Genomic DNA, 25,796 nt, shown 5'->3' with positions numbered 1-25,796 from the left:
TGCGTTTGCAGGGCTCGTGTTGAAAACAGCACGGTGCTTGAACATAAAAAAGCGGGCCAGGGCTACTACGAACCCTGACCCGCTAGGAAGCTAGTGGAGCGAACTCCGGTGCGCCGGTCAGGCGTTCACCGGCTCCGGCACCACGATGTTGATGGTCTTGCGGCCACGCTTGGTGCCGAACTGCACCGCGCCCGCCGCGAGGGCGAACAGCGTGTCATCGCCGCCACGGCCGACGTTGACGCCGGGGTGGAAGTGCGTGCCGCGCTGGCGAACCAGGATCTCACCGGACTTGACGACCTGACCGCCGAAGCGCTTCACGCCGAGCCGCTGGGCATTCGAATCGCGACCATTGCGCGAGCTGGATGCACCCTTCTTATGTGCCATTTCAAACTCCTCGTGCAGGGGTGACGAACCCCAAGTCGGATTACTTGATGCCGGTGACCTTCAGGACCGTCAGCTTCTGACGGTGGCCCTGACGCTTGTGGTAGCCGGTCTTGTTCTTGAACTTGTGGATACGGATCTTCGGGCCCTTGGTCTGTTCGACGACCTCGGCGGACACGGAAACCTTCGCCAGCTTGTCAGCATCGGTGGTCAGCTCGGCGCCATCAACAACCAGCACCGGCGACAGCGACACCGAAGTGCCCGGCTCACCCTCGATCTTCTCGACCTTCACCAGGTCACCGACCGCGACCTTGTACTGCTTTCCGCCGGTCTTGACGATTGCGTACGATGCCATCGGTCGGCTGCCCTTCTCTCTGTTCACAAGTGCTAGGCACTCTGCTCGCACGGCCGGCATTCGATTCGCATCGAAAACCGCCGCAGACTGGTCTGGTGGTATTCACCGCCGCCTCGGGCCATTGGTTCTACGGTTCTTGGAACCGAACCGGCCCGCTCGCAGCACTAGTCACAAGAGAGTGCCATCGCGGGGGGCAGCGACTGACCAAGACTACAGGACCCTGCGACCCCCTCCAAACCGGGGTAGTCCAGCTCTCATCTCGAGGTGTCGCGTTCTTACAAGAACTTCCGGCGTACCCCGGGCACGATGGACGCATGCGAGCCACCGGAACCTTCACCGTCAAGTCCTTCGTCCCCACCGAGGTGACCCCCGACCCGGCCATCACCACCGCGCTGCCGGTCGGCGTGGCCAAGCTGGAGAAGCAGTTCGAAGGCGAGATCACCGGGCGCTCGGCGACCCTGTTCACCTCCGCGTTCGACCAGGCGTCGAGCGTCGGGACCTATGTGGCGATGGAATCGTTCGAGGGTGCGCTCAACGGGCGCGCGGGCACCTTCAACTTCGTGCACTGCGCTTCCACCGACGGCACCACCCGCACCGACATGTATTTCACGATCGTCGCGGGCAGCGGCACCGCCGATCTGGCGGGCATCACCGGCACCGGTGACCTCACCATCGACGATGACGGCACTCATCGCATGTGGTTCGAATACGAGCTCGCCTGACCCCTCCGAAAAGAACTGTGGCCCCACCGGATTCCCGGCGGGGCCACAGTCGTCTCACGCGACGAGGCTAGTTCTCGCCCTCCGGCGCACCGGCGGGACGGCCCGCGGCGCGACGACGCGGGCGAGCCCGCGGGGGCACCACTGCGGGGGTCAGCTCGTCGAGGTTGAAGCCCGGCTTGTCGGACTGGTCCGTGCTGGAGAGCACGAACACCGCGGGCGCACTGTCCGCGGCCGGAGCCGAGACGGTACGGGCCACCCGGCGACGGGCTGGACGACGAGTCGACAGCACCGGCTCGACGGCTTGGGCCGTCACGGCGGTGCCGTTGGTACTCGGCGCGGACGCCTGCTCGGGCTCGGCTGCCTCGTCCTCGGACTCGAGGTCGGCCACCGACCGTTCGGCCAGCGCCGCCTCGGCGGCCGCGTTCTCGGCCTCTCGCACGACGATCGACTCCGCGGCGGCGGCATCGGCCACAGTCGCGGAATCACCCTCGGCCAGTACCGCGTTCGCCGCGTCGGCGGCCGCGATGGCATCCTCGTCCGCCGCGTGCACGGCTTCCTCGGTGGCGTGCACGGCGTCGTCGTGGTGCGAAGCCATGGCCATGGCGACCGGGTGGGCGCGCTTGGCCGCGGCCTTCTCGGCCTCTTCGTGCCGGTCGTGCTTCTCGTGCTTGTCGGCCTTCTCCTCGACCACCGGTTCGACGACCGGGGTCTCGACGGCGGCCGCGTTGCGGTCCTTGCGGCGGCGACGCGAACCCTCGCGACGGCCCACACCCTCACCGCTGTCGCCGCTGGCCGGAGCCGACGACTCGACGGGGTAGTTGTGCACGAGAATGCCGCGGCCGTGGCAGGTCTCACAGGTGGTGGAGAACGCCTCGACCAGACCGGTGCCCAGCTTCTTGCGGGTCATCTGGACCAGGCCCAGCGACGTCACCTCGGACACCTGGTGGCGGGTGCGATCCCGGCCCAGGGCCTCGGTCAGGCGGCGCAGCACCAGATCCCGGTTGGATTCGAGGACCATGTCGATGAAGTCGACGACGATCATGCCGCCGATATCGCGCAACCGCATCTGGCGCACGATCTCCTCGGCCGCCTCCAGGTTGTTGCGGGTCACCGTCTCTTCGAGGTTGGACCCGCCCGCCCCGGTGAACTTGCCGGTGTTGACGTCGACGACGGTCATGGCCTCGGTGCGGTCGATCACCAGGGTGCCGCCCGAGGGCAGCCACACCTTGCGGTCGAGCGCCTTGGCCAGCTGCTCGTCGATGCGCAGGCTGCCGAACACGTCGACGGCGTGGTTGTCGTAGCGCTCGACCCGGGCCAGCATGTCCGGGGCGACCGTGCGGACGTAGTTCTCGACCGTGGTCCAGGCCCGCTCGCCCTCGATGATGAGCTTGGAGAAGTCCTCGTTGAACAGGTCGCGGACCACCTTGACCAGCAGGTCAGGCTCCTCGTACAGGGTCTTCGGCGCGCCGGAACCCTGCTTGGACTGCTCCTCGATGGTGCGCCAAGTGGCCTGCAGCCGTTCGACATCGCGCGCCAGCTCCGGCTCGGAGACACCCTCCGAGGCGGTGCGGATGATGACGCCCGCGTCCTGCGGCACGATGTCGCGCAGGATCTCCTTGAGCCGCTTGCGCTCGGTGTCGGGCAGCTTGCGCGAGATACCGGTGGAGGTGCCTCCCGGCACGTACACCAGGAAGCGACCGGCCAGGCTGATCTGCGTGGTCAGGCGGGCACCCTTGTGGCCCACCGGATCCTTGGAGACCTGCACCAGCACGGTGTCACCCGGGCGCAGCGCCTGCTCGATCTTGCGCTCCTTGCCGCCCAGACCGGCGGCCTCCCAGTTCACCTCGCCCGCGTACAGCACGCCGTTGCGGCCCCGGCCGATATCGACGAAGGCGGCCTCCATCGACGGCAGCACGTTCTGCACCTTGCCCAGGTACACATTGCCGACCATGGACGCGGAACCGGTCGAGGTCACGAAGTGCTCGACCAGGATGCTGTCCTCGAGCACCGCCACCTGGGTGGTGGAGGTCGGGTGGTCCTGGAAGTGCTTCTCGCGCACCACCATCACCCGGTCCACCGCCTCGCGGCGGGCCAGGAACTCCGACTCGGTCAGGATCGGCGGGCGGCGACGCCCGGCCTCGCGACCGTCCCGGCGACGCTGACGCTTGGCCTCCAGGCGGGTCGAACCACTGATGCCCTGCACCTCGTCGACGTCCTTGGCGGCGGCGCGGCGCTTGCTGCGCGGCTCCCGCTCGTGCACGACAGTGTTCGGCGGATCGTCGTCGGAGGTGGCTTCGGGCTCGTTATCCTCACCGCCCTTACGGCGGCGACGGCGACGGCGACGACGGCTGCTCGAGCCCTCCGGCACGGCGGCCGCATCGTCGTCTTCCTCGGACTCGTTCTCGGCGTCCTCGGCCGACTCGTCGGCCTCGTCACCCTCGAGCTCGTCGGACTCGTTGTCACCGTGCTGTTCACCGCGACCACGGCCGCGGCCACGACGGCCACGACGACGACGGCGAGAGGTGCCCTCGCGGTCCGCGTCGTCCTTGCCGGACTGCTCGCCGTCCCAGTCGCCCTCGTCCTCGGCGTCCTCGGACACCGGCTCCTCGGTGACGACCTTCGGGCTCACGGCCTTGGGTGCGACGACCTTGACCTCGGCGGCCTCTTCGACCTTGTCCTCGGTGCGGGTCTTGCGCTCGGTGCGGCGTACCCGACGCGCCTCCTCGGCGGCCGCGGCGTCGGGAGCTTGGAACAGCGGGGCGGCCACGACGGGGGCTGCCACATACTGCACCGGCTCTTCGACACGCGGGGTGCTCTGGAACGGGCTGGCGAACAGGGTGGTCTGCTTGGGCGCCGGGGTGACGGCCGCCTCGGCGGCCTCCACTTCCTCGGCCGCGAGCTCGTCGGCGGCGCGATCGTCACCGGCGGCGATGGCCGCGTCGACGGTCGTCTCGGCGATCGGCTGCGGCGAGACCGGCTCGGCCGCCTCGACGTCACGCGGGCCGAAGGCGTCGCGCACGGTTTCCGCGACGGTGCGGTCCAGACTCGATTGCGGGCTGCGCGCTTGCGCGCCCATCTCGGTCAGATGGGCCAGGATACGTTTGCTGGTAGTGCCCAGCAGCTTCGCCAGTGCGTGCACTCGGATCCGTTCCGGCAATTGTTCGGCAGCCGGGGTGATCTGAGCGCCCTCCCCGTCGCCGTTGCTCTGCGATGCTTCCAGCGGCTCTTGATCGGCCACGAATTCTCCTCGGGGCCCCCGGGCGCGTTCCTCTGAAAGAGTGACGCGGCCGTCGCGGGGGCGCTGTCTGTCGGCCTCACGCCCGCGGGCGTGATGTCGTAAGTCTTCGCGTCGCGTGGCCCGTTATCACCGGTATCTCGTCGTTCGGGCTAACTGGTCACGTGGCGCCTGGTTGGTTTGGCTCAACGCCGTGTCACGAGCGTTCATCCAGCGTGCCTGCCCGACGGCCGAGTCTTGGGTAGCCGTCGGCGGCAGCGATGATCGTCCGTCGCTCCGCGGTGTCAATCGAAGGTGGCTGACGCACGCCGCAAACGGCCCGCGTCGGTCACTTCCAGAGCCAGTATCCCACACCACGTCGGGGCGTCGCGCCCACGCGGCCCGGAGCGGGCCTCGCGAGTCTCGCGGGCAGCCGCCGCCTCCGGGGTCCGGGGGTGGGCCCCCGGACCTGATCGGTGGAGAGTACGGGTGAAGATCAGAGAGTGAACTCCGGGAACCACAGGGCGATCTCGCGCTTGGCGGACTCGGGCGAGTCGGAGCCGTGCACGAGGTTGTACTGGGTTTCGAGAGCGTAATCGCCGCGAATCGAGCCGGTGGCGGCCTTCTCGACGGGGTCGGTGCCGCCCGCGATCTGGCGGAAGGCGGGGATGGCGCGGGGGCCTTCGAGCACGATCGCGACGACCGGGCCGGAGGTGATGAATTCGATCAGCGAGCCGAAGAACGGGCGCTCGCGGTGCTCGGCGTAGTGCGCGACGGCGATCTCCTCGGAGACGTTCACCTGCTTCAGGGCCGCGATCTTCAGACCCTTGCGCTCGATCCGGGTGATGATCTCCCCGATGAGGCCGCGGGCCACGCCGTCGGGCTTGATGAGTACCAACGTCTGCTCAGTCACAGCCGCAACCTTAACCGGCGGGTACTCAGCAGGAAAAACGCAGACCGGGGCCGATGCCCCGGTCTGTCTGTTTACGGCGAATTGTTCAGGCGCCGGACATGCGCTGGCTGGGCAGCGTCCCGGCCTCCATGCGCTTCTTCACATCCGAGCGCAGGAACAGCACGAAGATCCAGACGGCGATGAAGACCACGCCGATCACCAGGATCGAGAGGTGGATGAAGCCGCCGAGCAGCAGCGCCACCTGCAGGGCCAGATTGAAGGGGATGGCCCAGGAGCGGCGCTGGACGCCCGCGCCCAGGAACATGATCACGGCCAGACCGACGATGTAGAGGATCGACCACCAGTGCAGGCCGCCGCCGACCGCGCTGATCACCGGCAGGGCGAGCAGCACGGTGATGGCCTCGAGGACCAGGGTGCCGGCCATGACGCCGCGCAGGCCCTTCCACGGGTCGGTGGCGGGCGGCGGCACCTCGGCGGTCTCGGGCTGGGCGTCCTCGGTCATGCGGGATCCTTTCCGAACAGGCTGCGGGCGGCCCCGGCGGTGACGACCGAGCCGGTGATCACAATGCCCGCGCCCGAGACCAATTCACCGTCTTCGCCGCCCTCGGCGAGGGCGATGGCGGTTTCGATGGCGTCGGCGAGATCGGTTGCCACGGCCACGCGTTCGTCGCCGAAGCGCTGCACGGCGAGGTTGGCGAGGTCGTCGACGGGTAGGGCGCGCGGGGAGCCGTTCTCGGTGATGACGATCTCGTCGAAGATCGGTTCCAGCGCGTCGAGGATGCCGCCGGCGTCCTTGTCACTCAGCACCGCGATCACGCCGACCAGTTTGCGGAAGTCGAATTCGCTTGTCAGCGTGGCCGCGAGGGCTTGCGCGCCGTGCGGGTTGTGGGCGGCGTCGAGGAAGATGGTGGGCGCGCTGCGCATGCGCTCCATCCGGCCCGGACTGACGGCATTCGCGAAACCCGCTCGGACAGCGTCGATATCGAGCTGCCTGGAGGCGCCCGCGCCGAAGAACGCCTCGACCGCGGCCAGCGCCAGCACCGCGTTGCGGGCCTGATGCTCACCGTGCATGGGCAGGAAGATGTCGTCGTAGACGCCGCCGAGGCCCTGCAGTTCCAGCACCTGGCCGCCGACGGCGACGCGACGCGAAAGCAGTTGGAACTCCGAGCCTTCGCGGGCGACGGCCGCGTCCACCTCGACGGTGCGGCGCAGCAGGACGTCCATGGCTTCGGGTTCCTGCTGGGCGATGACGGCGACGGTGTCGCGCGGGATCAGCTCGTCTTCCGGGGCCTTCTTGATGATTCCGGACTTCTCCCCCGCAATGGAGGTGAGGTCGGGGCCCAGGTAGTCGGTGTGGTCCAAGCCGATCGGGGTGATGACGGCGACCTGGCCGTCGATCACATTGGTGGCGTCCCAGCGGCCGCCCATGCCGGTCTCGATCACGGCCACGTCCACCGGGGCTTCGGCGAAGGCCGCGTACGCCATGGCGGTCAGCACCTCGAACTTCGACATGGCCGGGCCGCCAGCGGCTTCGGACTGTTTGTCGACGAGTTCGATGTAGGGCAGCAGCTCGCGGTAGAGCTCGACGTAGCGGCCCGGGGTGATGGGCGCGTTGTCGATGGCGATGCGTTCGGTGGCCAGCTGCAGGTGCGGGCTGGTGATGCGGCCGGTGCGCCGGTGCAGCGCGGTCAGCAGCGAGTCGATCATGCGGGTGACCGAGGTCTTGCCGTTGGTGCCCGCGATGTGGATGGCCGGATAGGACTGCTGGGGCGAGCCCAGCAGGTCCATCAGGGTCGCGATGCGGGTGAGCGACGGCTCGATCTTGGTTTCCGGCCAGCGCTTGTCGAGTTCTGCCTCGACCAAGGCCATTTCGGCGAGGTCCACCGGCGAGGTGCCGATGGGGGTCAGCGGGCCGTCTCCGTACTGGCGTTCCGGTTCGTCGTTCACTTCGCGGCCAGCTTCGCGATCTCGGCGAGGCGCGCGGTGATGCGCTCGACGTCGCCCTCGGCGATCTCCTTGCGCGCCTTGATCTTCTCGACCACCTCGTCGGGGGCCTTGGCCAGGAAGGCTTCGTTGCCGAGCTTGCCGTTGGTGCCCGCGAGCTCCTTCTGGGCTGCGGCCAGGTCCTTTTCGAGGCGACGGCGTTCGGCGTCGAGGTCGACCGTGCCCGAGGTGTCGATCTCGACGGTGACCGTGGCGGTGGTCAGGCGCACCTCGAGCGAGGCGGTGACGGCGAAGTCGTCGCCCGCGGCGGTGAGCTTGGCCAGGTTGGCGATGCTCGGCTCCTGGCCAGGCAGATCGGCGCTGTCGATGCCGACCAGCTTGGCGGCCACCTTCTGGCTGTCGGCCAGGCCCTGGTCGGCACGGAAGCGGCGGATCTCGGTGATCAGCTTCTGGGTGTCCGAGATGCGCCGGGCCGCAACCTCATCGGCGGCGTTGCCCGAGACGGTCGGCCAGGAGGAGACCACGATGGAATCGCCCTCCGCGCCCTCGGTCAGGGCCTGCCACAGGGTTTCGGTGACGAACGGGACGGCCGGGTGCAGCAGGCGCAGCACCGCATCCAGCACGTTGCCGAGCACGAGGCGGGTGCTGGCGGCGCGCTCCTCGGACTCCGCGAACTGGACCTTCGCCAATTCCAGGTACCAGCTGCAGAATTCGTCCCACGCGAAGTGGTAGAGGCCCTCGAGGGCCTTGCTGAACTCGTAGCGGTCCAGGGCGCCGTCGACCTCGGCGATCACCTCGTCGAGGCGATCGAGGATCCAGCGGTCGGTGTCGGTGAGGGTGTCGCGGGCGGGCAGTTCGCCCGGCTGCGCACCGTTCATCAGCGCGAACTTGGTGGCGTTGAACAGCTTGGTGATGAAGCTGCGCGACGCGGTCACGTGCGAGGTGCCGACCGACAGGTCACCGCCGGGCTGCGCGCCACGGGCGAGGGTGAAGCGGGTGGCGTCCGCGCCGTACTCCTCGATCCAGTCCAGCGGGTCGATGCCGTTGCCGCGCGACTTCGACATCTTCTTGCCGAATTCGTCGCGAATCAGGCCGTGCAGGAACACATCCTGGAACGGGACCTGCTTGGTGTCGGCGTCCTTGCCCGCGGTGAGCACCGCGTCCTCGGACACGTACATGCCGAACATCATCATCCGGGCGACCCAGAAGAAGAGGATGTCGTAGCCGGTGACCAGCACGCTGGTCGGATAGAACTTGGCCAGTTCGTCGGTGGCGTCGGGCCAGCCCATGGTGGAGAAGGGCCACAGGCCCGAGGAGAACCAGGTGTCGAGCACGTCCGGGTCCTGCACGTAGCCCTCGGGGGCCTGCTCGTCCGGGCCGACGCAGACGATCTCGCCCTCGGGGCCGTACCAGATCGGGATGCGGTGACCCCACCACAGCTGCCGCGAGATGTTCCAGTCGTGCATGTTGTCGACCCACTCGAACCAGCGCGGTTCCTGGCTGGCCGGGTGGATCTTCACGTCGCCGTTGCGCACGGCGTCACCGGCGGCCTTGGCGATGCCCTCGACCTTCACCCACCACTGCATGGACAGGCGGGGTTCGATGGGCTCGCCGGAACGCTCGGAGTGGCCGACCTGGTGCAGGTAGGGGAACTTGCGGCCGACCACGCGACCCTCGGACTCGAGGCGCTCCCGGATCTTGAGGCGGGCCTCGAAGCGGTCCATGCCGTCGAATTCGGTTCCGCTGTCGGCGATCTTGCCGGTCTTGTCCATGATCGTGGGCATGGGCAGGTTGTGGCGCAAGCCGAGCTCGAAGTCGTTGGGGTCGTGCGCGGGGGTGATCTTGACCGCGCCGGAACCGAATTCGGGATCGACATAGTCGTCGGCGACGACCGGGATCTGACGGCCGGTGATCGGGAGGTAGAGCGTGGTGCCGATGAGGTGCTTGTAGCGCTCGTCGTCGGGGTGCACCGCGACCGCGGTGTCGCCGAGCATGGTCTCCACGCGCGTGGTGGCCACGATCACATGCGGCTCATCGTCGTTCATGGAGCCGTAGCGCAGCGAGACGAGCTCGCCCTCGACTTCCTTGTGGTCCACCTCGAGGTCGGAGATGCCGGTCTCGAGCACCGGCGACCAGTTCACCAGGCGCTCGGCGCGGTAGATGAGGCCCGCGTCGTAGAGGCGCTTGAAGATGGTCTGCACGGCACGGGACAGCCCGTCGTCCATGGTGAAGCGGTCGCGGCTCCAGTCGACGCCGTCGCCGAGGCGACGCATCTGGCCCTGGATCTGGCCGCCGGACTCGCGCTTCCAGTCCCAGACCTTGTCCACGAACAGCTCGCGGCCGAAGTCTTCCTTGGTCTTGCCGTCGACGGCGAGCTGTTTCTCCACCACCGTCTGCGTCGCGATGCCCGCGTGGTCCATGCCCGGCAGCCACAGCACCTCGAAGCCCTGCATGCGCTTGCGGCGGGTGAGCAGGTCCATCAGGGTGTGGTCGAGGGCATGGCCCATGTGCAGGGTGCCGGTCACGTTGGGCGGGGGCAGCACGATCGAGTAGGCGGGCTTGGCGCTTGTCGGGTCGGCGGTGAAGTAACCCGCGGCTACCCAGCGCTCGTACAGGTCGGCCTCTACCTCGCTGGGGTTCCAGCTCTTGGGGAGGGCATCGGCACGATTACGTGGGTTCTCAGAGGCTGCGCTGGTCACCGGACGATTCTAAGGGCTGGGATTATGACCCAACGACCGGGTTTTTCCCAGACCCCTTCGCGGGCCTCTCGGCGGGCGAGTGCCGGACCGGAGATGGATAGCCGAAGGGCGAGGCTCCCGGTGGATGAGGGACACCGGAAACCTCGCCCTCGAAGCCCAGACTACCGCCGTTTCGGCCCCCGCTCCCGGATCCAAAGGGAATTCTCAGGATCTGGCCCAAATGGGCCAGGGTAGACCAGCTTTCGTTGCATCAACGTTGCGTCCGCCGCATTGTTTTCACGTCGTGACAACCCCGTTGCGAGGCGACCGACCGGTAGTCTCTAACCCATGAATCCGATTGTCGCGCGGGTGATGTCGACGGTAGCCGGACAGCTGGGCAATCCCCATGGTCTCCTCGGCAAGGGCGTAGCCGCATTCCTCAACCGCGGCAATCGCCCGATGATCGAGGCCGCCGTGACAGCCGCCGAGGTCAGCGGGGTAGACGCGGCCGCCGACATCGGCTTCGGCGGCGGCATCGGCCTCACCCTCCTGCTCGAGCGGGTGGGCACCACCGGCTCGGTGACCGGCGTGGAACTGTCCGAGGACATGCTGACCCGAGCCCGCTCGGAGTTCGCGGCCGACCTGACGGAAGGCCGCCTGAAGCTGATGACAGGCTCACTGACCGAACTCCCCCTGCCCGACGCCTCGCTCGACGCCGTGATCACCTGCAACACCATCTATTTCGTGGCGGACCTGGACCGCGCGTTCACGGAGCTGGCCCGAGTCCTGAAACCCAAGGGCCGCTTGGTCATCGGCATCGGCGACCCGAAGGCCATGGCCAAAATGCCCTTCACCTCATACGGATTCACGCTCCGCCCGGTCACCGAGGTAACCGCGGCCCTCGAGAAAGCCGGACTCACGGTCGAGCGCAAGGACCTCCCCAACCGCCCGATCTCCGGCCACCTACTCATCGCCCGCCCGGCATAGCCGAGCACTCCGCGCAACCGACCGCTCGATGTGGCCGACCATCCCATTTGCCCGGTCAGGGCACGTGTCGGAGGCCACACCCCAGGCGATCCGTGACCTGACTCGCTTTCCTCTTGCCACGTCTACCTGCGGTGATGTGTTCTAGCTATCCGGCTGGCGCCAGTCGTCATCAGTTCACCGCAGTACCGACACAGCTACCAGGGATCCCGGTCCCGCTGCAGGAAAGCGAGTCATCATGCGTGTTCGAACCCTCGCCGCCACGGCCGCCACTCTCACCGGTTTCGCCGTCGCAGGAATGGCTGTCGCCGGAACTGCTTCCGCCGCAACGCCGTTCGTGATTCCGCAGGCCGGTGCGGCCGGTCTGGAGCTGTCACCCGGAGAGACTCAGGCGCTTGCCAATGGGCCGGTTCCGGCCCTGGTCGATCGGTTCGCGCCGGACGGCTTGGTCTCGGTGGTCGTGCAGCCGGATTCGAAGTTGCCACAGGATGCCGACTACATCTACGCCGATATGCCGACGATCGTCGGGGAGGCTGCGTCGCATCCGAACGGGTCGGTGGATCTGGTGGTCGACTCCGAGGGGCTGGCTGTGATCCAGATCTGGTGAGTCCCACTCCCGAACCTACTGCGCCCCATGCTCGTTCGAGCATGGGGCGCAGTGCTGTGCCGAGACAACCGGCGGGAAGAGCCGGGTCCGTCAGGGCACCAGTACGTCCAGAGCGCCCGGGTTGGCGCGGAACAGGGCCGGGAGCAAACCCACGGGATCGCCGTCGGCGGTGGCGGGGGCGCCGGGGGCGGTGAGGCGGATCTCGCGGGCCTGGTACTGGGTCATGGCGGGGTGGTCGACGCGCTTGCCCGAGGAGAGGGCGGGGAGCAGGCGCACCATCTCCAGGCGGGACATGGCGCCGACGACGGTCAGGTCCAGCAGGCCGTCGTCGATGAGCGCGTCGGGGGCGACCATCATGCCGCCGCCGTAGGTGCGGGTGTTGCCGACCGCGACCATGACCGCGTCGAGTTCGAGCACGGTGCCGTCGGAGTGGTCGGGTGAGCCGGTGAGTTCGATGCGGTAGGGCACGGCCAGCTTGCCGACGAGTTCGATCAGGGCGGCGACGGTGTAGCGCATCGGGCCGTTGGGCCAGCGCAAAGCGTTGGCGCGCAGGGTGACCCGGGCGTCGAGACCGGTGCCGGTGACGGTGGCGAACCAGACGGCGCGGCCGGATTCGTCGGTTTCCACCGTGCCCAGGTCGATGGCGCGGGTCTTGCCGCCGAGCACGGCCGCGACCGCGGCGGCGGTGTCGTCGGGAATGCCGAGTTCGCGGGCCAGGTCGTTGCCGGTGCCTCCGGGCACCAGGCCCAGCGGGACGCCGGTACCGACCAGGGCCTGCAGGGTCACGCAGGTCAGGCCGTCGCCGCCCGCGGCCACGACCGCGTCGGGCCGCGCGTCGGGGTCGGCGAGGGCCTTGCGCACCAGCCGCTCGGTGTCGGCGGCCGAGTCGCCCTGGATCGGGGTGACCGCGATGTCGTGCCCGGCGAACAGGTTGGCCGCCTCGGCGGCGACCAGCGCGCCCTTGCCGTGCCCGGACAGCGGGTTGGTGACCAGGGCGATGGAGCGGATCGTTCTCACGGAATCAGCTTCCCAGGGTTGAGGATTCCGGTGGGGTCGACCGCGTTCTTCACCGCGCGCAGCACCTGCACGCCCAGGTCACCGATCTCGTCGGTCATCCACGGGCGGTGATCCGCGCCGATGGCGTGGTGGTGGGTGATGGTGCCGCCCGCGGCCACGATGGCGTCACCGGCGGCCCGTTTGGCCTTGGCCCACTGCGCGATCGGATCCTCGGCCTGCTTGCCGACGACGGTGAAGTACAGCGACGCCCCGGTCGGGTAGGTGTGCGAGATGTGGCACATGACCAGCGCGGGGGTGCCCTGGGCGGTGAGCGTGTCGGTCAGCGCCGCGGTCACCTGCGCCTTGAGATTGGCGAGATTCGCCCAGCTGGTGGCGGTTTCGAGGGTTTCGCAGAGCACGCCGACATCTAGCAGCGCGTCGCGCAGATAGGGGGCGGCGAAGCGGCCGTGCTCCCATTCCCGGGCCGGGGCCTCGCCGAGCGCGGTGCCCCCGGCGGCGACCAGCAGTTCCATCGCCTCGGCGCTGCGGCTGGCGACATGCGCGGCGGTGCCCTCGAAGGTGGTGACGGCCAGGCAGCCGCCGACGGCCGCGCCGCCGATGTCCCCGGCGCGGGCCAGGTTCAGGCCGGTCTCGGCCTCGTCGGACAGCCGCATGACGGTGGGGGCGGCCCCGGCCTGGATGACGGTACGCAGCGCGGCCGCGCCGGTGGCGAAGTCGGGGAACGACCAGGCCTGGTAGGCGATGGTTTCCGGGACCGGGTGCACGCGCAGGGTGACGGTGGTGATGATGCCGAGGGTGCCCTCCGAGCCGGAGAACAGTTCGCGCAGATCGGGTCCGGCCGCCGAGGCGGGGGCGCGACCCAGGTCGAGATCGCCTGCGGGCGTGGCGATCCGCATGCGCATGATCATGTCGTCGAAGCGCCCGTACCCGGCCGACGCCTGCCCCGAGGAGCGGGTGGCCGCGAACCCGCCGATGGTGGCGTACTCGAAGCTCTGCGGGAAGTGGCCGAGCGAAAGCCCGTGCCGGGCAAGCAGTTCCTCGGCCTGCGGGCCGGACAGGCCCGCGCCCAGGGTGGCGGTGCCGCTGACCGGGTCGACGTCGGTGAGGGTGTCGAGGCGGCGCAGATCGAGGGCCACGACGGCCGGGAAGCGACCGCGCGCGGGGTCGAGGCCGCCGACGACGCTGGTGCCGCCACCGAAGGGCACAACGGCGATCGCCTTGGCGGAGCAGTACTTCAGCACCGCGAGGACCTCGTCGTGGTCGGCGGGGAAGAGCACCGCGTCGGGCGCGTCCTGTTCGCCGTCGGCGCGGCGGCGCAGCAGGTCCGGCGTGGATTTGCCGCCCGCGCGGAGCAGGCGGTCGCGGTGGTCGATCGACAGGTTCTCGGCTCCGACCACCGCGACCAGCCCGGCGTGCTGTTCCGGCGTGAGCGCCGAGGCGCGCAGCGGCACGTCGCCCTCATCGCGACGGGTCACCGGCTCGCCGGACACCCCGAATACCTGTGCGAGCAGTCCCCGAATCTGATCGGGCAGCGGTTTGTGTCCGGATGGGGAGCCCCAGGCGTCCCACACCATACTCGCGCGGGCCTGCGGCTCGCCCGGCTTTCTCGCAACGACACTGCCCGTGGCGGGAGTGGGAGTGGATGCTTGTGTGTCGACCATGCGTTACAGTGTGACATGGAATGTCAAGCAGTAACGGATACTACTCTCCGGTGGTGCCAGCCATGAGTTCGACCGAATCATCCTCCGCCGTCGACCGCGCCATCCTCGACGCGGCGCGCGCCTGCGTGGCCGAGTTCGGCGTCCGCCGCACCACCCTCACCGAAGTGGCCCGCCGCGCGGGCGTCAGCCGCCCCACCGTGTACCGGCGCTGGCCCGACACCGGGTCGCTGGTGGCGGATCTGCTGGTGCGGGAACTGCGCGAGATCATCACCGACACCGCGCCGCCCACCGGCTCCGCGCGGGAGCGATTGGTCGGCTCGATCGTCGGCGGCGGCGCGGCCATTCGCCGTAATCCCCTGTTCGCCAAGATCTTCCGCGCCGACACCGACATCATGCTCACCTACGTGTTCGAACGGCTGGGCCGCAATCAGCGCGCCCTCATCGACCTGTTCGCCGCGGCCATCCGGGAAGGCCAGGCCGACAACTCGATTCGCCCCGGCGATCCGGAGCAACTGGCCGCCATGCTGCTGTTGATCGCACAGTCCGCGGTCCAATCGGCGGGCACCTTCGCCCCGGTTCTGGACACCGACCACCTCGACATCGAACTCACCCACGCCCTACACGGCTACCTCGCCGCGCATTGATCGAAAGGCTTTCCATGGCTACCAACACGACTCGGGCCGATTCGGCGTTGAATTCGGCACGGCGAGCGCGGGAACTGGTCGCGCTGGGCGCGGGCGAGACCGTCGACGTGCTGGTGATCGGCGGCGGAATCACCGGCGCCGGAGTGGCTTTGGATGCCGCGGCGCGCGGACTGCGCACGGTGCTGGTGGAGAAGCACGACTTCGCGTTCGGGACCAGCCGGTGGAGTTCCAAACTGGTACACGGTGGATTGCGATACCTCGCCAGCGGCGGGGTGGGGATCGCGCACGAGAGCGCGGTGGAACGCGACATCCTGCTGACCAGTACCGCACCGCACCTGACCCGGGCGCTGCCGCAGGTGGTGCCGTTGCTGCCGAGTATCGGTGCGGCGCAGAAGATGCTGGTGCGCACCGGATTCCTGGCCGGGGACGTGCTGCGGCGGGCGGCGGGGACCTCGCCGTCGGTGCTGCCGCGCTCCCGGCGGATCGCCGCCGCGGAGGCGCTGCGCTTCGCCCCGACCGTGCGGCGGGCCGGACTGCGCGGCGGATTGCTGGCCTGGGACGGGCAATTGGTGGATGACGCGCGACTGGTGGTCGGCATCGCCCGGACGGCCGCGCGGGAGGGCGCGACGGTGCTCACCCGGGTCGAGGCCACGAACGTCACCGGCACCTCGGCCACGCTGCGGGACACGCTGACCGGCGAAACCCTGGATGTGACAGCGCGTTCGGTGATCAATGCCGCCGGAGTGTGGGCGGATCAGGTGGATTCGAGCATCGAGTTGCGGCCCTCGCGTGGCACGCACCTGGTGTTCGACGCGGCGGCGTTCGGTGGCCTCACCGCCTCGCTGACCGTGCCGATCCCGGGCAGCACCAGCCGTTTCATCTTCGCGTTCCCGGCCGCGCACAACCGGGTCTACCTCGGCCTCACCGACGAGGAAGCGCCCGGCCCGGTGCCGGATGTCCCGCACGCCACCGACTCCGAGATCGACTTCCTGCTCGACACCGTCAACACCGTGCTGCGGGAACCGCTGAGCCGCAGTGATATTCGCGGCACCTTCGCGGGCCTGCGGCCACTGCTGCGCACCGGCGACGACAGCACCGCCGACATCTCCCGCGAGCATGCCGTCCTCACCTCGCCGACCGGTGTGATCACCGTGGTCGGCGGCAAGCTCACCACCTACCGCAAGATGGCGCAGGATGCCGTGGATGCGGCCGTCGCCCACGCGCACCTCTCCGCGGCTCCCTGCCGCACCCGCACCCTGCCGCTGGTGGGGGCGGTGTCCGGTGCGGCCCGGGATGCCATCGCCGCCCCGCCGCGCCTGGTCGAGCGCTACGGCACCGAGGCCGCGACGGTCCTCGAACTCGCCGAACGGGATCCGGCGCTGGCGGCGGAGGTCGCGCCCGGAATGGATGTCAGCGCGGCCGAATTCGCGTTCGCGGTGGCGTACGAGGGCGCGCTGGACGAATCCGACCTGCTGGATCGCCGCACCCGCATCGGACTGGTCGAGGCGGACCGCAAGGCCGCCGAACCCGCGGCGCGGGCCGCACTCTCCTGATCGAGCGCCTTCCCGTCGTCATTCCGGCGTGCTTGTGGCCGGAATCCACGCATCCGGCTAGTTGAAGACCATGCGGCTAGTTGAAGACATTGCAGCCGGAGCCGGTGGCGAAGCCGGTTCCGACGTGGACGTCGACGTAAGGGAAGACATCCTGGCTGTCCTTGCGGTACTGCCAGATCTGGATCCGATGCTGCCCGGTGGTGGCGGGCGTCCAGTGCGCCTGGGCGATCGCGCCGGACGGATTGACGACGGCGAAGGGAACGCTGTTGTCGTAGAAGACGACCGGGGTGACCGGATCGTCCACATACCCGTCGACGTCGTACCCGCAGCCGGTGCCGTAATTGCTGGCCATGCCGAAACTGAGGCCGGGGTCGAGCCCGACCCGGGTCCCTGTGGCCCCGGCGGGTGCGGCCAGTGCGGCGAGCGCGGCGCAGCCGACCGCGGCGGCAGCGGTGTTCCTGATGATCGAGCCCATCATGGTTCGGTCCTCATCGGGTGATGCCGGGCCCGGTTGCACCGGCACGATGCCTCGATCCTCGCCCGCGGGTCCCCGATATGGGTCGCATTGCGGCAATCTGGCGGGATCCGTGTCGCTGCGCGGGCGCGCCACGGGGCCCTATGCTTGGCTGCGAGTTCGTGAGCGGCATGGCTGCGTAGCGGTGCGCCGGGAGAGGGAGGCGCCGGATGGGTCGAATTCCGACGACGGTCGGGCTGGTTCCGGGGGCGGGCCTGGTCGCCCGATTCGGGAACGTGGTGCTGTTCCTGCCCGGTGAAAGCGGTTCCACGGACCGTATTCTCGGCGCCGCCGAGGCCGCGGCGAATGCCGCCGACCCGGGTGTGGCGATCGCGCAGCGACTGGCAGCGACGGTGTTCTCCCCCGGCTCCGCCCAGCCCCCCGCATTCGGCGTGGTCGCCCCGACCGCAGACGGCATCCTGATCCTGCTGCGCGGCCCGGTCACGGCCGCCGTCGACGGCCCCGAAGGCGCCCGCACCCTCTCCGGCGAGCGCGCCATGACCTGGGCCGACGAGATCGTGCGGGATCCGGTGCGGCGGCTCACGGTGATCGCCGACGGTGCGGGCAGCCCGGTCGCCCACACCGACCTCCGAGCCGGAGTCGTGGTCGGCGGCGGCTTCGTCCTGAACGCCCCGGTGTCCGGGCTGACCGCACAGCGCCCGCGTGAGTTGGCAGCCGAGCCGCAGGCCGGCGCGGCCTCGGCGCCCAAGGCCACGCTCCCGCAGGTCGCAGCGCCGAAGGCCAGCGAGGCGAAAAACGTGGAGCCGAAGCGACCGGAATCCGGTCCGCGACAGCAGTTCTCTCCCGAACCGGCACCCGGGCCCGAGAATCCGCGCAATGCTGCCACCACGCCGGCCCCCGGTTCACGGCTGGCCGGTGATTCCGGGGCGCACCAGCGGCCACGGGTGCCCGATGAGCGGGTGCGGATCGAGGTGCAGGCCGATTCGCTGCCCGAGACTCGCGCGACGCCCATGGTGGGTGAGGTGCCGCCCGCCCATGCCCACGGGCCTCGCGCCGCCGGGCCGGACCTGGCGAAACGGGATGTGCCCGGGGGTGGTTCGAAGGCCGCAGGTCCGGGGGCCGCAGCTGCGAAGGACTCGGGTTCGAAGATTCCGGCGGGGCGCCCGGATCCGGCGGATCAGCCGCCGACCGCCGCCTACAGTCCGGAGGCGGAGGTCGACGAGCCGCGGCCGCGGGGATCGGGTCCGGCGTTGCCGATCGCGGCGGCACAGCCTGGCACGCCGCCGCCGACCACCTCGACGCTGGCGGCCGTGGGTGGTGCGCTGACCGGGACCGGGGGTGAGGTGTATCCGCTGGATCGGCCGTATGTGATCGGGCGCGATCCGATGATCGACGAGGCGGTGCGGCGGGCGGTGGCCTCCCCCATCGTGATCGCGCGCGATCGGCACGTCTCGCGCGTGCATGCCCGGGTGTTCATCGAGAACGGCCTGGTCTATGTGCGGGATGCCGGGACGCCCGGCGGGACGTTCGTGGCGGCTCCCGGTGCGGCCGACTGGGTTCGGGTCGGGCAGCGGCCGACGGAGTTGCCGATCGGCTGGAGTCTGCGCATCGGCGAGCGCATCCTCACCTACCGCCTCAACTAGCTCCTACCTCCTGAATTAGCTCAGCGCGGACCAGTCTCCTTGTTGCAGGGCGTTGCGGGAGAACGGCGAGATTTCCCTGCGGGCGCGGACGGCCTGCTGGGCGGCGGCCACTTCGCCCGGGTGGTGACCGAGCACGATCGCGCCCACGGCCCGACCGCCGGAGATGACCAGGCGGCGGTAGGAGGGGCGCGGGGAGGCGTCGACGACGATCACTTCGTCGCGCTGGCCCGGTTCCACCTGTCCGATGCTGAACAGCTCCAGGCCCACCCCCTTCAGGATGGTCGCGGGAGTCTCGGCGGTGATCACCTGATCGCCGCCCAGGGCGTTGACGGCGGCGGCCTGGGCCTGCTCGGCGGCGATCGGCCACAGCCCGAGGACGCGGTCGCGATGCTCGGCCACATCCCCCGCCGCGAAGACGTTGGGTGCGGCGGTGCGCATGCGGTCGTCGACGAGAATGCCTCGGCGCACGGGGATTCCGGCGCGGGCAGCCAGTTCGGTGTTGGGCCGGATGCCGATAGCGGTCAGGAACACCTCGCAGGGCAGCACCGTGCCGTCCTTCAGCGCGACGGCCCGCACCGGATCGACATTGTTCGCCGCAGCTCTGGAATCGCCTGTCAGCGCGGCGGTTTCGGCCCGATGCCGGACCTCGATCCCGGCCCGGGTGAAGTGGTCGAGCACGATCGCCGAAGCGCGCGCGTCGAGCTGCTTGCCGAGCAGGCGCGGCCCGCGTTCCAGCACGGTGACCCGTAATCCCAACTGGTGCAGGGCATAGGCACCCTCCAGGCCGAGCAGGCCGCCGCCCGCCACCACCGCGCGCGTGCACGACCGCTGCTGAGCGTAGGCACGGATGTCGAGGGCGTCGGCGGCGGTGCGGAGCACGAAACTGCCGGGCCTGCGCAGGCCGTCGATCTCCGGCAGTGCGGCGGACGAGCCGGTGGCCAGGATGAGCCGGTCGTAGGGCAGTACGTCGCCGGTGCCGAGGTGGACGCGCTGGGCGCGCGGATCCAGCCGGGTCGCGAGGGTATTGAGCCACGGATGGATGCCGTGCTCCTCGTACCACTGTTCGGGCAGCAGGTGCAGACCCTGCATGGCGGAGCGGCCGGGGATGAGCCGGGAGATACCCATGCGGTTGTAGAAGTCGTGGGATTCCCGTCCGACCAGGTGGATTTCGCAGTCGGGGTGACCGCGGCGCAGGAAGTCGGCGGCGGTGACGCCCGCGATGCCGTTGCCGATGACGACCAGGCTCACCAAGGAGCGATCGAAGTTGACGGGGCGGTCACCGGCACCGCGACCGGGTTCCGGGGTGAGCGACACCTTGACTCCGCCGCCGTCCACGCGCGCGCAACAGGCCATGCGGGTGTTTGCGGCGAAACCCAGTCGCCGCAGGGTGTTCCGTTCATCGGCCGTCGGTTCACACAGTCGCTCGGCACCGTCCAGGACAGCGACCGGATCCGCGCCGCAGACACCCATCCGGCAGCCCGACTCCAGTGGCAGGTTCGCCCGCTCCGCCAGTTCGAGCAGGCTCGCGCCGGACTCGGCGGCCAATGCCGTGCCGTCGAAATCCACCGCGGCGCCGGGGGTCGTGGCGTTCCCGGTCTCGGTGCGCAGGCGCGGGAACGGCAGCACGACCGGTGCGGTGCGCGCACCGGTGGTCAACGCGTACTGCAGTTCGCTGACCCGGGTGCGGGCCAGGAACGCGACGGTGGCCGCGAGGATGAAAAGGCTGATCAGCCAGTGCATCCAGGCCGCGCTCACACCGGTGACGGTCGCGAACGAACGCATCAGCACGGGTCCGGCGAACCAGTAGAAGACATTCAGCGCGATGACCGCGTACACCGCCGACAGCATGGCCGGGCTGACCGGGGTCAGCGCCTCCAGCGCGAAATAGACGCCGATCGCGATGAGCAGCGAAACACCCAGCGCCAGATACCGATTCGGCACCGACAGTCCGGTGTGCCCGGCGAGTAGCATGAACCCGAGCACGAAGCCGGGCAGCGCCGCCACGAACAGCTTGCGCGGTGCCGCCCAGCCGCGTTCCGGGTCGGCCATATCGGCCTGGTAGGCGGCGCGCGGCTTGAAGTCGAAGCAGTTCTTGGCGCAGCCGACACACGGTTGGCAGTGATTGTTGGCGATGGTGACGAACGGGGTCTGCCCGTAGGCGCGCTGCAGCGGGAACAGCGGGCAGATGCTGCTGCACCAACCGCTCTTGCCCTTGAAGGCGACACCGCCGGTGAAGGCGGCCAGCAGCACCGCGGAAAGCACTGCGCCGGTGGCGATTCCACTGCGATCCAGGCCCGCCACCCGCGATCCGGCGATACCGAAGAACAGGGCGACCGCGATCAGATAGCCGCGCTTCTGCAGCCAGACCGGCGGGGTGGCGGCACGGGTGAAGCCGAACAGGCGCGGCAGCTGGTTGGTGGCGGCGAGCGGACAGGTGTTGCGCCACAGGCCGGGTGCGATGAGGAACAGGCCGGGCAGCAGCGGGACGATCACCGCGAAGAACCAGAACAGCCCGGCCGCGGGTCGCACGAACAGGGTGACGATCAACGCCAGGAACAGGCCGATGCTCACGAACCGCGCCGCCTGCCAGACCGGCAGGGGAATTCGGCTCGGCAGTTCGGTGAAGGCGGGGAACAGGTTCCGCTCGCCGGTGGGGTCGAGGCCGAGCACGCGATTGGCGACGTTCACCCAGCGCGGGAGTGGCGCTGCCGGGCCGGGCGGGCGCGGAATGGCCCCCGGCGGACCCAGCACGGTCGACGACCCCTCGTGGCCCTCGACATCGGCGGTGGGTGTGTGCAACACCAGGATCTCGCAGCGCCCCAGCCGCACCACGTCACCGGTGATCAGTTCGCGCCGCCCGGTCAATGCCACACCGTTCACGGTGGTGCCGTTCCGACTGCCCAGGTCCACCACCGACAGCGCGGTCGGGGTCGGTACCAGCCGCAGATGCTGTCGGGAGACCCCGTTGTCCGACAGCACCTCGTGGCTGTCGGCACGGCCGAACACGATCGGCCCGTCCAGCATGCGCCGCCGGGCAGGCCGCCCCCATTCCCGAATCTCGATAACCGGCCGCCCCGCCATACTTCCCACCCCGTCTCCCGTGCAGCCGGATCCCGCTGCGCTCGTGCCTATATCGCCTGAATCCAGGTTCACCATTACCGTGACCGGCAAATCCGGCCGCGCTCTCGCGGATCTGCAGACGTTCAGGCGCGCTCCCGAAGTCGTTGCACACGCACGTAGCGGTAGCGCTTACCGACCCGCCTACACCCCGACGCCAGTGCCAGCCCCGCCGCAATACCTCCAGCGGCACAGACGATCACCCCGAGCACCGTGGGTTCATGCCCCAGCAGCACCCAGGACGCGCCAACCGCCGCCACCCCGAGCAGACCGACACTGATCGCCAGCCCTACGGTGGAGGCGAAACGCGCACTCCCGCGCCGCAGTGTCCGCGCATTGGATTCGGCATACGCACCGGCGAACAACAGCAGCAGCAACAGCCCGACCGCGGTAGCCGTGGTGGTGGACCGTTGCCGAGTCCGCATCCCGAACTTGTAAACAGCCGTCTCGGCCCCATTGCGCGACAACGACAGTTCCCCGGTCAACCGCCCCGCCAGCACGTACTTGTTCACCGGCGCGCCCACTTCCCCCGCCCCACCCTGCAACGTCGCGGCCTGTCCCCCGACACCCACCCCGAGCACATCCACCGACAGCTTCGCCGCATCCGCATCACTCCCGCTGACCGTGATCGCCACCGGCTTCGTCAGATCCAGATCCACCACCGACGAAGCCGGATCCACCCCACCGACCCGAATCATCCCGGCAGGCGGCACATTCCGCTCCGCCGCCCCCACCCCGAGCAGTGCGACCACCCCGGTAGCTACAACGAGCACCGCGGCCACCAAGAACGGCACCCGAGGCGAAGGCAACGTAACCACCCGCTGCACCGGCACCAGATCCCCCCGCGCCACCTCCGCCAGCCGCACCCCACCATGCGGCAACGGTTCCTTCGGCCGCACACGCTCCATCGCCCTATTGGGTCCAGCCCCGCCCCCGGGCACGAATCCCGCCGGGCCGAATCCGGCAGGCCCACTTGCGGGCCCGAATCCCCCAGACCCGCCAGGCGCCCTGGACCGCGGCGGCATACCGCCCGCCGCACGACCCGGCGGTGCCATCGGACCCTGCCGGGGTGCCGACGACATTCCGCCCGGCATCGGTGACGACCCCGGCCGAAGCGTCGGCGCGCTGCGCGACCCGTCCGCTGCTGCCGGTCCACCGGGCTGGGCACCGCGGCCCTGCGAGGTCCGGGGCTGTTCCACGCCTTCGCGGGACAGTGAATCGGCGGTCGCGGCGTAGGGCGAATGGCGGGGTGGATTCGATTGCGGAGCAGGCGTCATCGGGCCGGGTTGTGGCGTCCAAGGGCCGGACTGCGACGTACCTGGGCCGGGTTGTGGTGTCCACAGGCTGGATTGGGGTGTGTTCTGGACCGGTGGCGGTGTCCCGTGGCCGGGTTGGGGGCTGTGGGAGCGGGAGCTGCCGGTGGCGGCGGCGACTATGGTGTCGGCGCCGATGACCGGGATGCCCACGGGGGTGAGCCAATTCGCGCCCCAGAGGTGGGCGGCGGGTTCGGCGAGGGCGATGCCGAAGGTTTCGGCGCTGTCGTAGCGGTCGGCGGGGTCGGGGGCGAGGCCGCGCATGACGGCTTCGGCGATGGGGCGGGGAATGAAGGGGGCCACGTCGGTGAGGGGGACGGGGTCGCCGTAGGCGTGGGCGAACAGGAGGGAGAGGGCGTCGGGGCCGGGCGGGAAGGGGAGCATGCCGGAGAGCAGCTGGTAGAGCATGGTGGCCAGGGCGTAGACGTCGGTGGCGGGGGAAAGCTGTTGGCCGCGGACCTGTTCGGGGGCGATGTAGGAGGGGGTGCCGATGATCTCACCGGCGCGGGTCACCAGGGTGTCCTCGCCGCCGACGATCTTGGCGATGCCGAAGTCGGTGAGTTTCAACGCGCCGTTGGCGGCGAACATGAGGTTGGAGGGCTTCACGTCGCGGTGCAGGATGCCGCCGCGATGCGCCGCGTCCAGTCCGGCGGCGCAGGACAGCGCCACGGCGAGGGCGGCGGTGGCCTCGAATCCCGCTGTGATGAAACGGTTCTCGACGGTTCCGCCGGGCAGGTACTCCAGCACCAGGAGGCACAGGTCCTCGTGCTCGACGTAGTCGTACACCGGCACCACGTGCGGATGGTCGAGCGCCGCCATCACCCGCGCCTCGGCCACGAAGCGCCGCCGCACCTGCATATCGTCGGCGAACTGCGCCGGAATCTGTTTGATGGCGACTCGGCGGCCCAACCCCCGATGCACTCCCGCCAGCACCACCCCGCAGCCGCCGCGCCCGATCTGACCGCCGACCTCGTAGCCGGGCAGCGCCGCCCGCACCCGCACCAGCTCGGTGTCGGCCCGATTCCCCGCGCTCATCGCCCCGCACCTCCGGTTCCTTCGCCGGGCAGGCTGCGAATCGTCGGTTCATCGTCGCCGGGCGGCGGCAATGGCGATCCGGGTTTACCCAGATCGACGCCGTGTCCGAGGGTCGTGTCGCCGAAACCGGGCGGCGTGCGCGGGCCCATCACGGTCGGCAGCCCACCCGAGTTCGGGTCCATCGCCGTCGCCAGTGGACCGCTGCCCGGGTACATGCCGCCGGTGTTGATCTTCTGGGTCCGGTCGTCGGCCCCCGGAATAGGTTGGGAGTACGCCTGATTCGGCGGCCCCTGTGGTTCGAGGTCGCGGTAGGTCCCGCCGGGTTGCCCCTGCGGGGTCAGGTCGGGATAGGTTCCGCCGTAGGGCGGGTTCGGGCCGACTCCGGCCGGGAACAGGGCCGGGGCGGGCATCGCCGCCGGATCCGACGTGCCACCAGCCGGGAAGCCGAGTGCGTCGAGTTCCCTTGCGGCGGCGAGATCTTCGGGATCCAGTCCCAGGTCGTCGGATTGCCGCGGCGTGGGCGAGAGGTAGCCCGCGAGGAAGAAGACCGCGGCGGTGGCCCCGGCCAGCGACAGCCACAACGCGGTGCCGGGCACCCACCAGCGCGCCACCGACGCGGTGAAGCCGATCATCAGACCGATGCCCAGTCCCGGGGCGAGCAGCCGCAGCCCACGCTGCCAGCGATTGGCCGAAAGCCGATGGCGCGCAACGGTCAGCGCGGCGTCGGCGATCGCCAGCCCGGTCAGCACCGCGATGATGATGCCGAACAGCCCGTACACCGACACCAGCGAGCCGCGCACATCGATGACGGTGTGCACGGCCGTGAGCGGTTTGCCGTCCCCGGCGATGAGGGTGAGATCCGAGCCGATCAACCCGGTCGCCTGCCCGTCGAGCCCGGCCGGATCCAGCCGGTAGGTGAGCTTCTCGGTCTTGCCCGCCCCGACCGTCAATTCGACTGTCGTGGAATAGGAATAGAAGTTCAGCCCGAGCACGTGCCCGGCCAGATCCACCCGCCGGATCGACACCGAGTTCGCGGTGGGATTGGTGACCTCGACGACGACCGGCACCACCTTCTTGGGATCCAGCCGCACCGGATTGTCGGCGCTCGCCCCGGCGATGGCGCGGCCGTCGATGGTCGCCTTCGCGCTCACCTCGCCCGCGGCGTGTGCGGGTCCGGCCGCGAAAACCACTGTCAGGACCAGGAATACGGCCAGTAACGCCGCTACCGCGGGCCCCCCTCGCGCGGATGTGCGACTCGTCATCATGGCCTCCGTGCGGGCAGATGGGAGATCAGGCGATGGCCGTAGAACCAGCCGCCGATGAGCAGGAAGAAGATCAGCACGGTCATGGTGGCCGCGCCGCCACCCACCTGACTGACCAGCACGATGTCCAAGGGAGCGGCCAGTTTCCGGCCGCAGTCCGCGGTCACCTCGTGCTGGCCGATCTCGGTGTCGCCGGTGACCAGGGTGGCCTCGAAGCCGCCGTCGGAGCGCGCCTTGGTGCCACCCGCGTCCGCACCGCCGATCGCCAGGCGCACATC

At 69.6% G+C, this 25,796-nt stretch carries 20 protein-coding genes; 6 read left to right on the top strand and 14 right to left on the bottom strand.

What is annotated here, in order from left to right:
• Positions 1-117: 117 nt before the first annotated feature.
• Both rpmA and rplU read right to left on the bottom strand, forming a co-directional pair.
• Positions 118-384: a 50S ribosomal protein L27 gene (rpmA, locus tag ACYVN4_RS29630; RefSeq protein ID WP_460725294.1), complete on the bottom strand. Its 267-nt coding sequence runs from the start codon at positions 382-384 to the stop codon at positions 118-120.
• Positions 385-424: 40 nt separating this feature from the next.
• Positions 425-736 (bottom strand): 50S ribosomal protein L21, encoded by a 312-nt coding sequence (gene rplU / locus ACYVN4_RS29625; protein ID WP_379357164.1) that lies wholly within the window; start codon positions 734-736, stop codon positions 425-427.
• Positions 737-1,050: 314 nt separating this feature from the next.
• On the opposite strand from rplU, the gene ACYVN4_RS29620 reads away from it, so the two are divergent.
• Positions 1,051-1,458, top strand: coding sequence for a DUF3224 domain-containing protein (locus ACYVN4_RS29620; protein WP_460725293.1), 408 nt, complete (start codon positions 1,051-1,053; stop codon positions 1,456-1,458).
• Between the two features lie 67 nt (positions 1,459-1,525).
• Here the strand turns inward: ACYVN4_RS29620 and ACYVN4_RS29615 are convergent, their stop codons facing one another.
• The 5 genes from ACYVN4_RS29615 to ACYVN4_RS29595 form a co-directional block, all read right to left on the bottom strand.
• On the bottom strand, positions 1,526-4,696 hold the full coding sequence (locus tag ACYVN4_RS29615; RefSeq protein WP_460725292.1) for a translation initiation factor IF-2 N-terminal domain-containing protein: 3,171 nt from the start codon (positions 4,694-4,696) through the stop codon (positions 1,526-1,528).
• A gap of 472 nt (positions 4,697-5,168) precedes the next feature.
• A complete protein-coding gene (ndk, locus tag ACYVN4_RS29610) occupies positions 5,169-5,585 on the bottom strand; it encodes a nucleoside-diphosphate kinase (protein WP_460725291.1) in 417 nt (138 codons plus the stop codon).
• An 85-nt stretch (positions 5,586-5,670) separates the two neighbouring features.
• Positions 5,671-6,087 (bottom strand): DUF4233 domain-containing protein, encoded by a 417-nt coding sequence (locus ACYVN4_RS29605; RefSeq protein WP_460725290.1) that lies wholly within the window; start codon positions 6,085-6,087, stop codon positions 5,671-5,673.
• The gene (gene folC / locus ACYVN4_RS29600) at positions 6,084-7,532 is read right to left on the bottom strand and encodes a bifunctional tetrahydrofolate synthase/dihydrofolate synthase (protein ID WP_460725289.1); all 1,449 of its coding nucleotides are present in this window, start codon (positions 7,530-7,532) and stop codon (positions 6,084-6,086) included. The genes ACYVN4_RS29605 and folC overlap by 4 nt, the downstream gene beginning before the upstream one ends.
• Positions 7,529-10,228 carry a valine--tRNA ligase gene (locus tag ACYVN4_RS29595; RefSeq protein ID WP_460725288.1) on the bottom strand — a complete coding sequence of 900 codons (2,700 nt, stop codon included), beginning with the start codon at positions 10,226-10,228 and terminating at the stop codon, positions 7,529-7,531. The genes folC and ACYVN4_RS29595 overlap by 4 nt, the downstream gene beginning before the upstream one ends.
• Before the next feature lie 327 nt (positions 10,229-10,555).
• Between ACYVN4_RS29595 and ACYVN4_RS29590 the strand changes: the two genes are divergently transcribed.
• A complete protein-coding gene (locus ACYVN4_RS29590) occupies positions 10,556-11,194 on the top strand; it encodes a class I SAM-dependent methyltransferase (protein WP_460725287.1) in 639 nt (212 codons plus the stop codon).
• A gap of 235 nt (positions 11,195-11,429) precedes the next feature.
• The gene (locus ACYVN4_RS29585) at positions 11,430-11,798 is read left to right on the top strand and encodes a hypothetical protein (protein ID WP_460725286.1); all 369 of its coding nucleotides are present in this window, start codon (positions 11,430-11,432) and stop codon (positions 11,796-11,798) included.
• A gap of 90 nt (positions 11,799-11,888) precedes the next feature.
• Here the strand turns inward: ACYVN4_RS29585 and ACYVN4_RS29580 are convergent, their stop codons facing one another.
• Together ACYVN4_RS29580 and ACYVN4_RS29575 are read right to left on the bottom strand one after the other, a co-directional pair.
• A complete protein-coding gene (locus ACYVN4_RS29580; RefSeq protein WP_460725285.1) occupies positions 11,889-12,815 on the bottom strand; it encodes a diacylglycerol/lipid kinase family protein in 927 nt (308 codons plus the stop codon).
• Positions 12,812-14,389: an FAD-binding oxidoreductase gene (locus ACYVN4_RS29575; RefSeq protein ID WP_460726734.1), complete on the bottom strand. Its 1,578-nt coding sequence runs from the start codon at positions 14,387-14,389 to the stop codon at positions 12,812-12,814. Before ACYVN4_RS29575 ends, ACYVN4_RS29580 begins: the two co-directional genes overlap by 4 nt.
• A gap of 149 nt (positions 14,390-14,538) precedes the next feature.
• Between ACYVN4_RS29575 and ACYVN4_RS29570 the strand changes: the two genes are divergently transcribed.
• Positions 14,539-15,120 (top strand): TetR/AcrR family transcriptional regulator, encoded by a 582-nt coding sequence (locus tag ACYVN4_RS29570; protein WP_460725284.1) that lies wholly within the window; start codon positions 14,539-14,541, stop codon positions 15,118-15,120.
• Between the two features lie 14 nt (positions 15,121-15,134).
• Positions 15,135-16,673, top strand: a complete 1,539-nt coding sequence (locus tag ACYVN4_RS29565) for a glycerol-3-phosphate dehydrogenase/oxidase (protein ID WP_460725283.1) — start codon at positions 15,135-15,137, stop codon at positions 16,671-16,673.
• A gap of 76 nt (positions 16,674-16,749) precedes the next feature.
• Here the strand turns inward: ACYVN4_RS29565 and ACYVN4_RS29560 are convergent, their stop codons facing one another.
• Entirely contained in the window at positions 16,750-17,151 is a 402-nt protein-coding gene (locus ACYVN4_RS29560) for a hypothetical protein (protein WP_460725282.1), read from the bottom strand.
• 206 nt (positions 17,152-17,357) lie between these two features.
• Between ACYVN4_RS29560 and ACYVN4_RS29555 the strand changes: the two genes are divergently transcribed.
• Positions 17,358-18,791 carry an FHA domain-containing protein gene (locus ACYVN4_RS29555; RefSeq protein WP_460725281.1) on the top strand — a complete coding sequence of 478 codons (1,434 nt, stop codon included), beginning with the start codon at positions 17,358-17,360 and terminating at the stop codon, positions 18,789-18,791.
• Positions 18,792-18,806: 15 nt separating this feature from the next.
• On the opposite strand, the gene ACYVN4_RS29550 is transcribed toward ACYVN4_RS29555, so the two are convergent.
• The 4 genes from ACYVN4_RS29550 to ACYVN4_RS29535 form a co-directional block, all read right to left on the bottom strand.
• The gene (locus ACYVN4_RS29550; RefSeq protein ID WP_460726732.1) at positions 18,807-21,872 is read right to left on the bottom strand and encodes an FAD-dependent oxidoreductase; all 3,066 of its coding nucleotides are present in this window, start codon (positions 21,870-21,872) and stop codon (positions 18,807-18,809) included.
• 122 nt (positions 21,873-21,994) lie between these two features.
• The gene (locus ACYVN4_RS29545; protein ID WP_460725280.1) at positions 21,995-24,256 is read right to left on the bottom strand and encodes a serine/threonine-protein kinase; all 2,262 of its coding nucleotides are present in this window, start codon (positions 24,254-24,256) and stop codon (positions 21,995-21,997) included.
• A complete protein-coding gene (locus ACYVN4_RS29540) occupies positions 24,253-25,518 on the bottom strand; it encodes a hypothetical protein (protein ID WP_460725279.1) in 1,266 nt (421 codons plus the stop codon). The genes ACYVN4_RS29545 and ACYVN4_RS29540 overlap by 4 nt, the downstream gene beginning before the upstream one ends.
• A complete protein-coding gene (locus tag ACYVN4_RS29535) occupies positions 25,518-25,793 on the bottom strand; it encodes a hypothetical protein (RefSeq protein ID WP_460725278.1) in 276 nt (91 codons plus the stop codon). The genes ACYVN4_RS29540 and ACYVN4_RS29535 overlap by 1 nt, the downstream gene beginning before the upstream one ends.
• Positions 25,794-25,796: the final 3 nt, after the last annotated feature.

The organism is Nocardia heshunensis (genome assembly GCF_054782115.1).
This window is presented reverse-complemented; position numbering and strand designations above follow the sequence as displayed.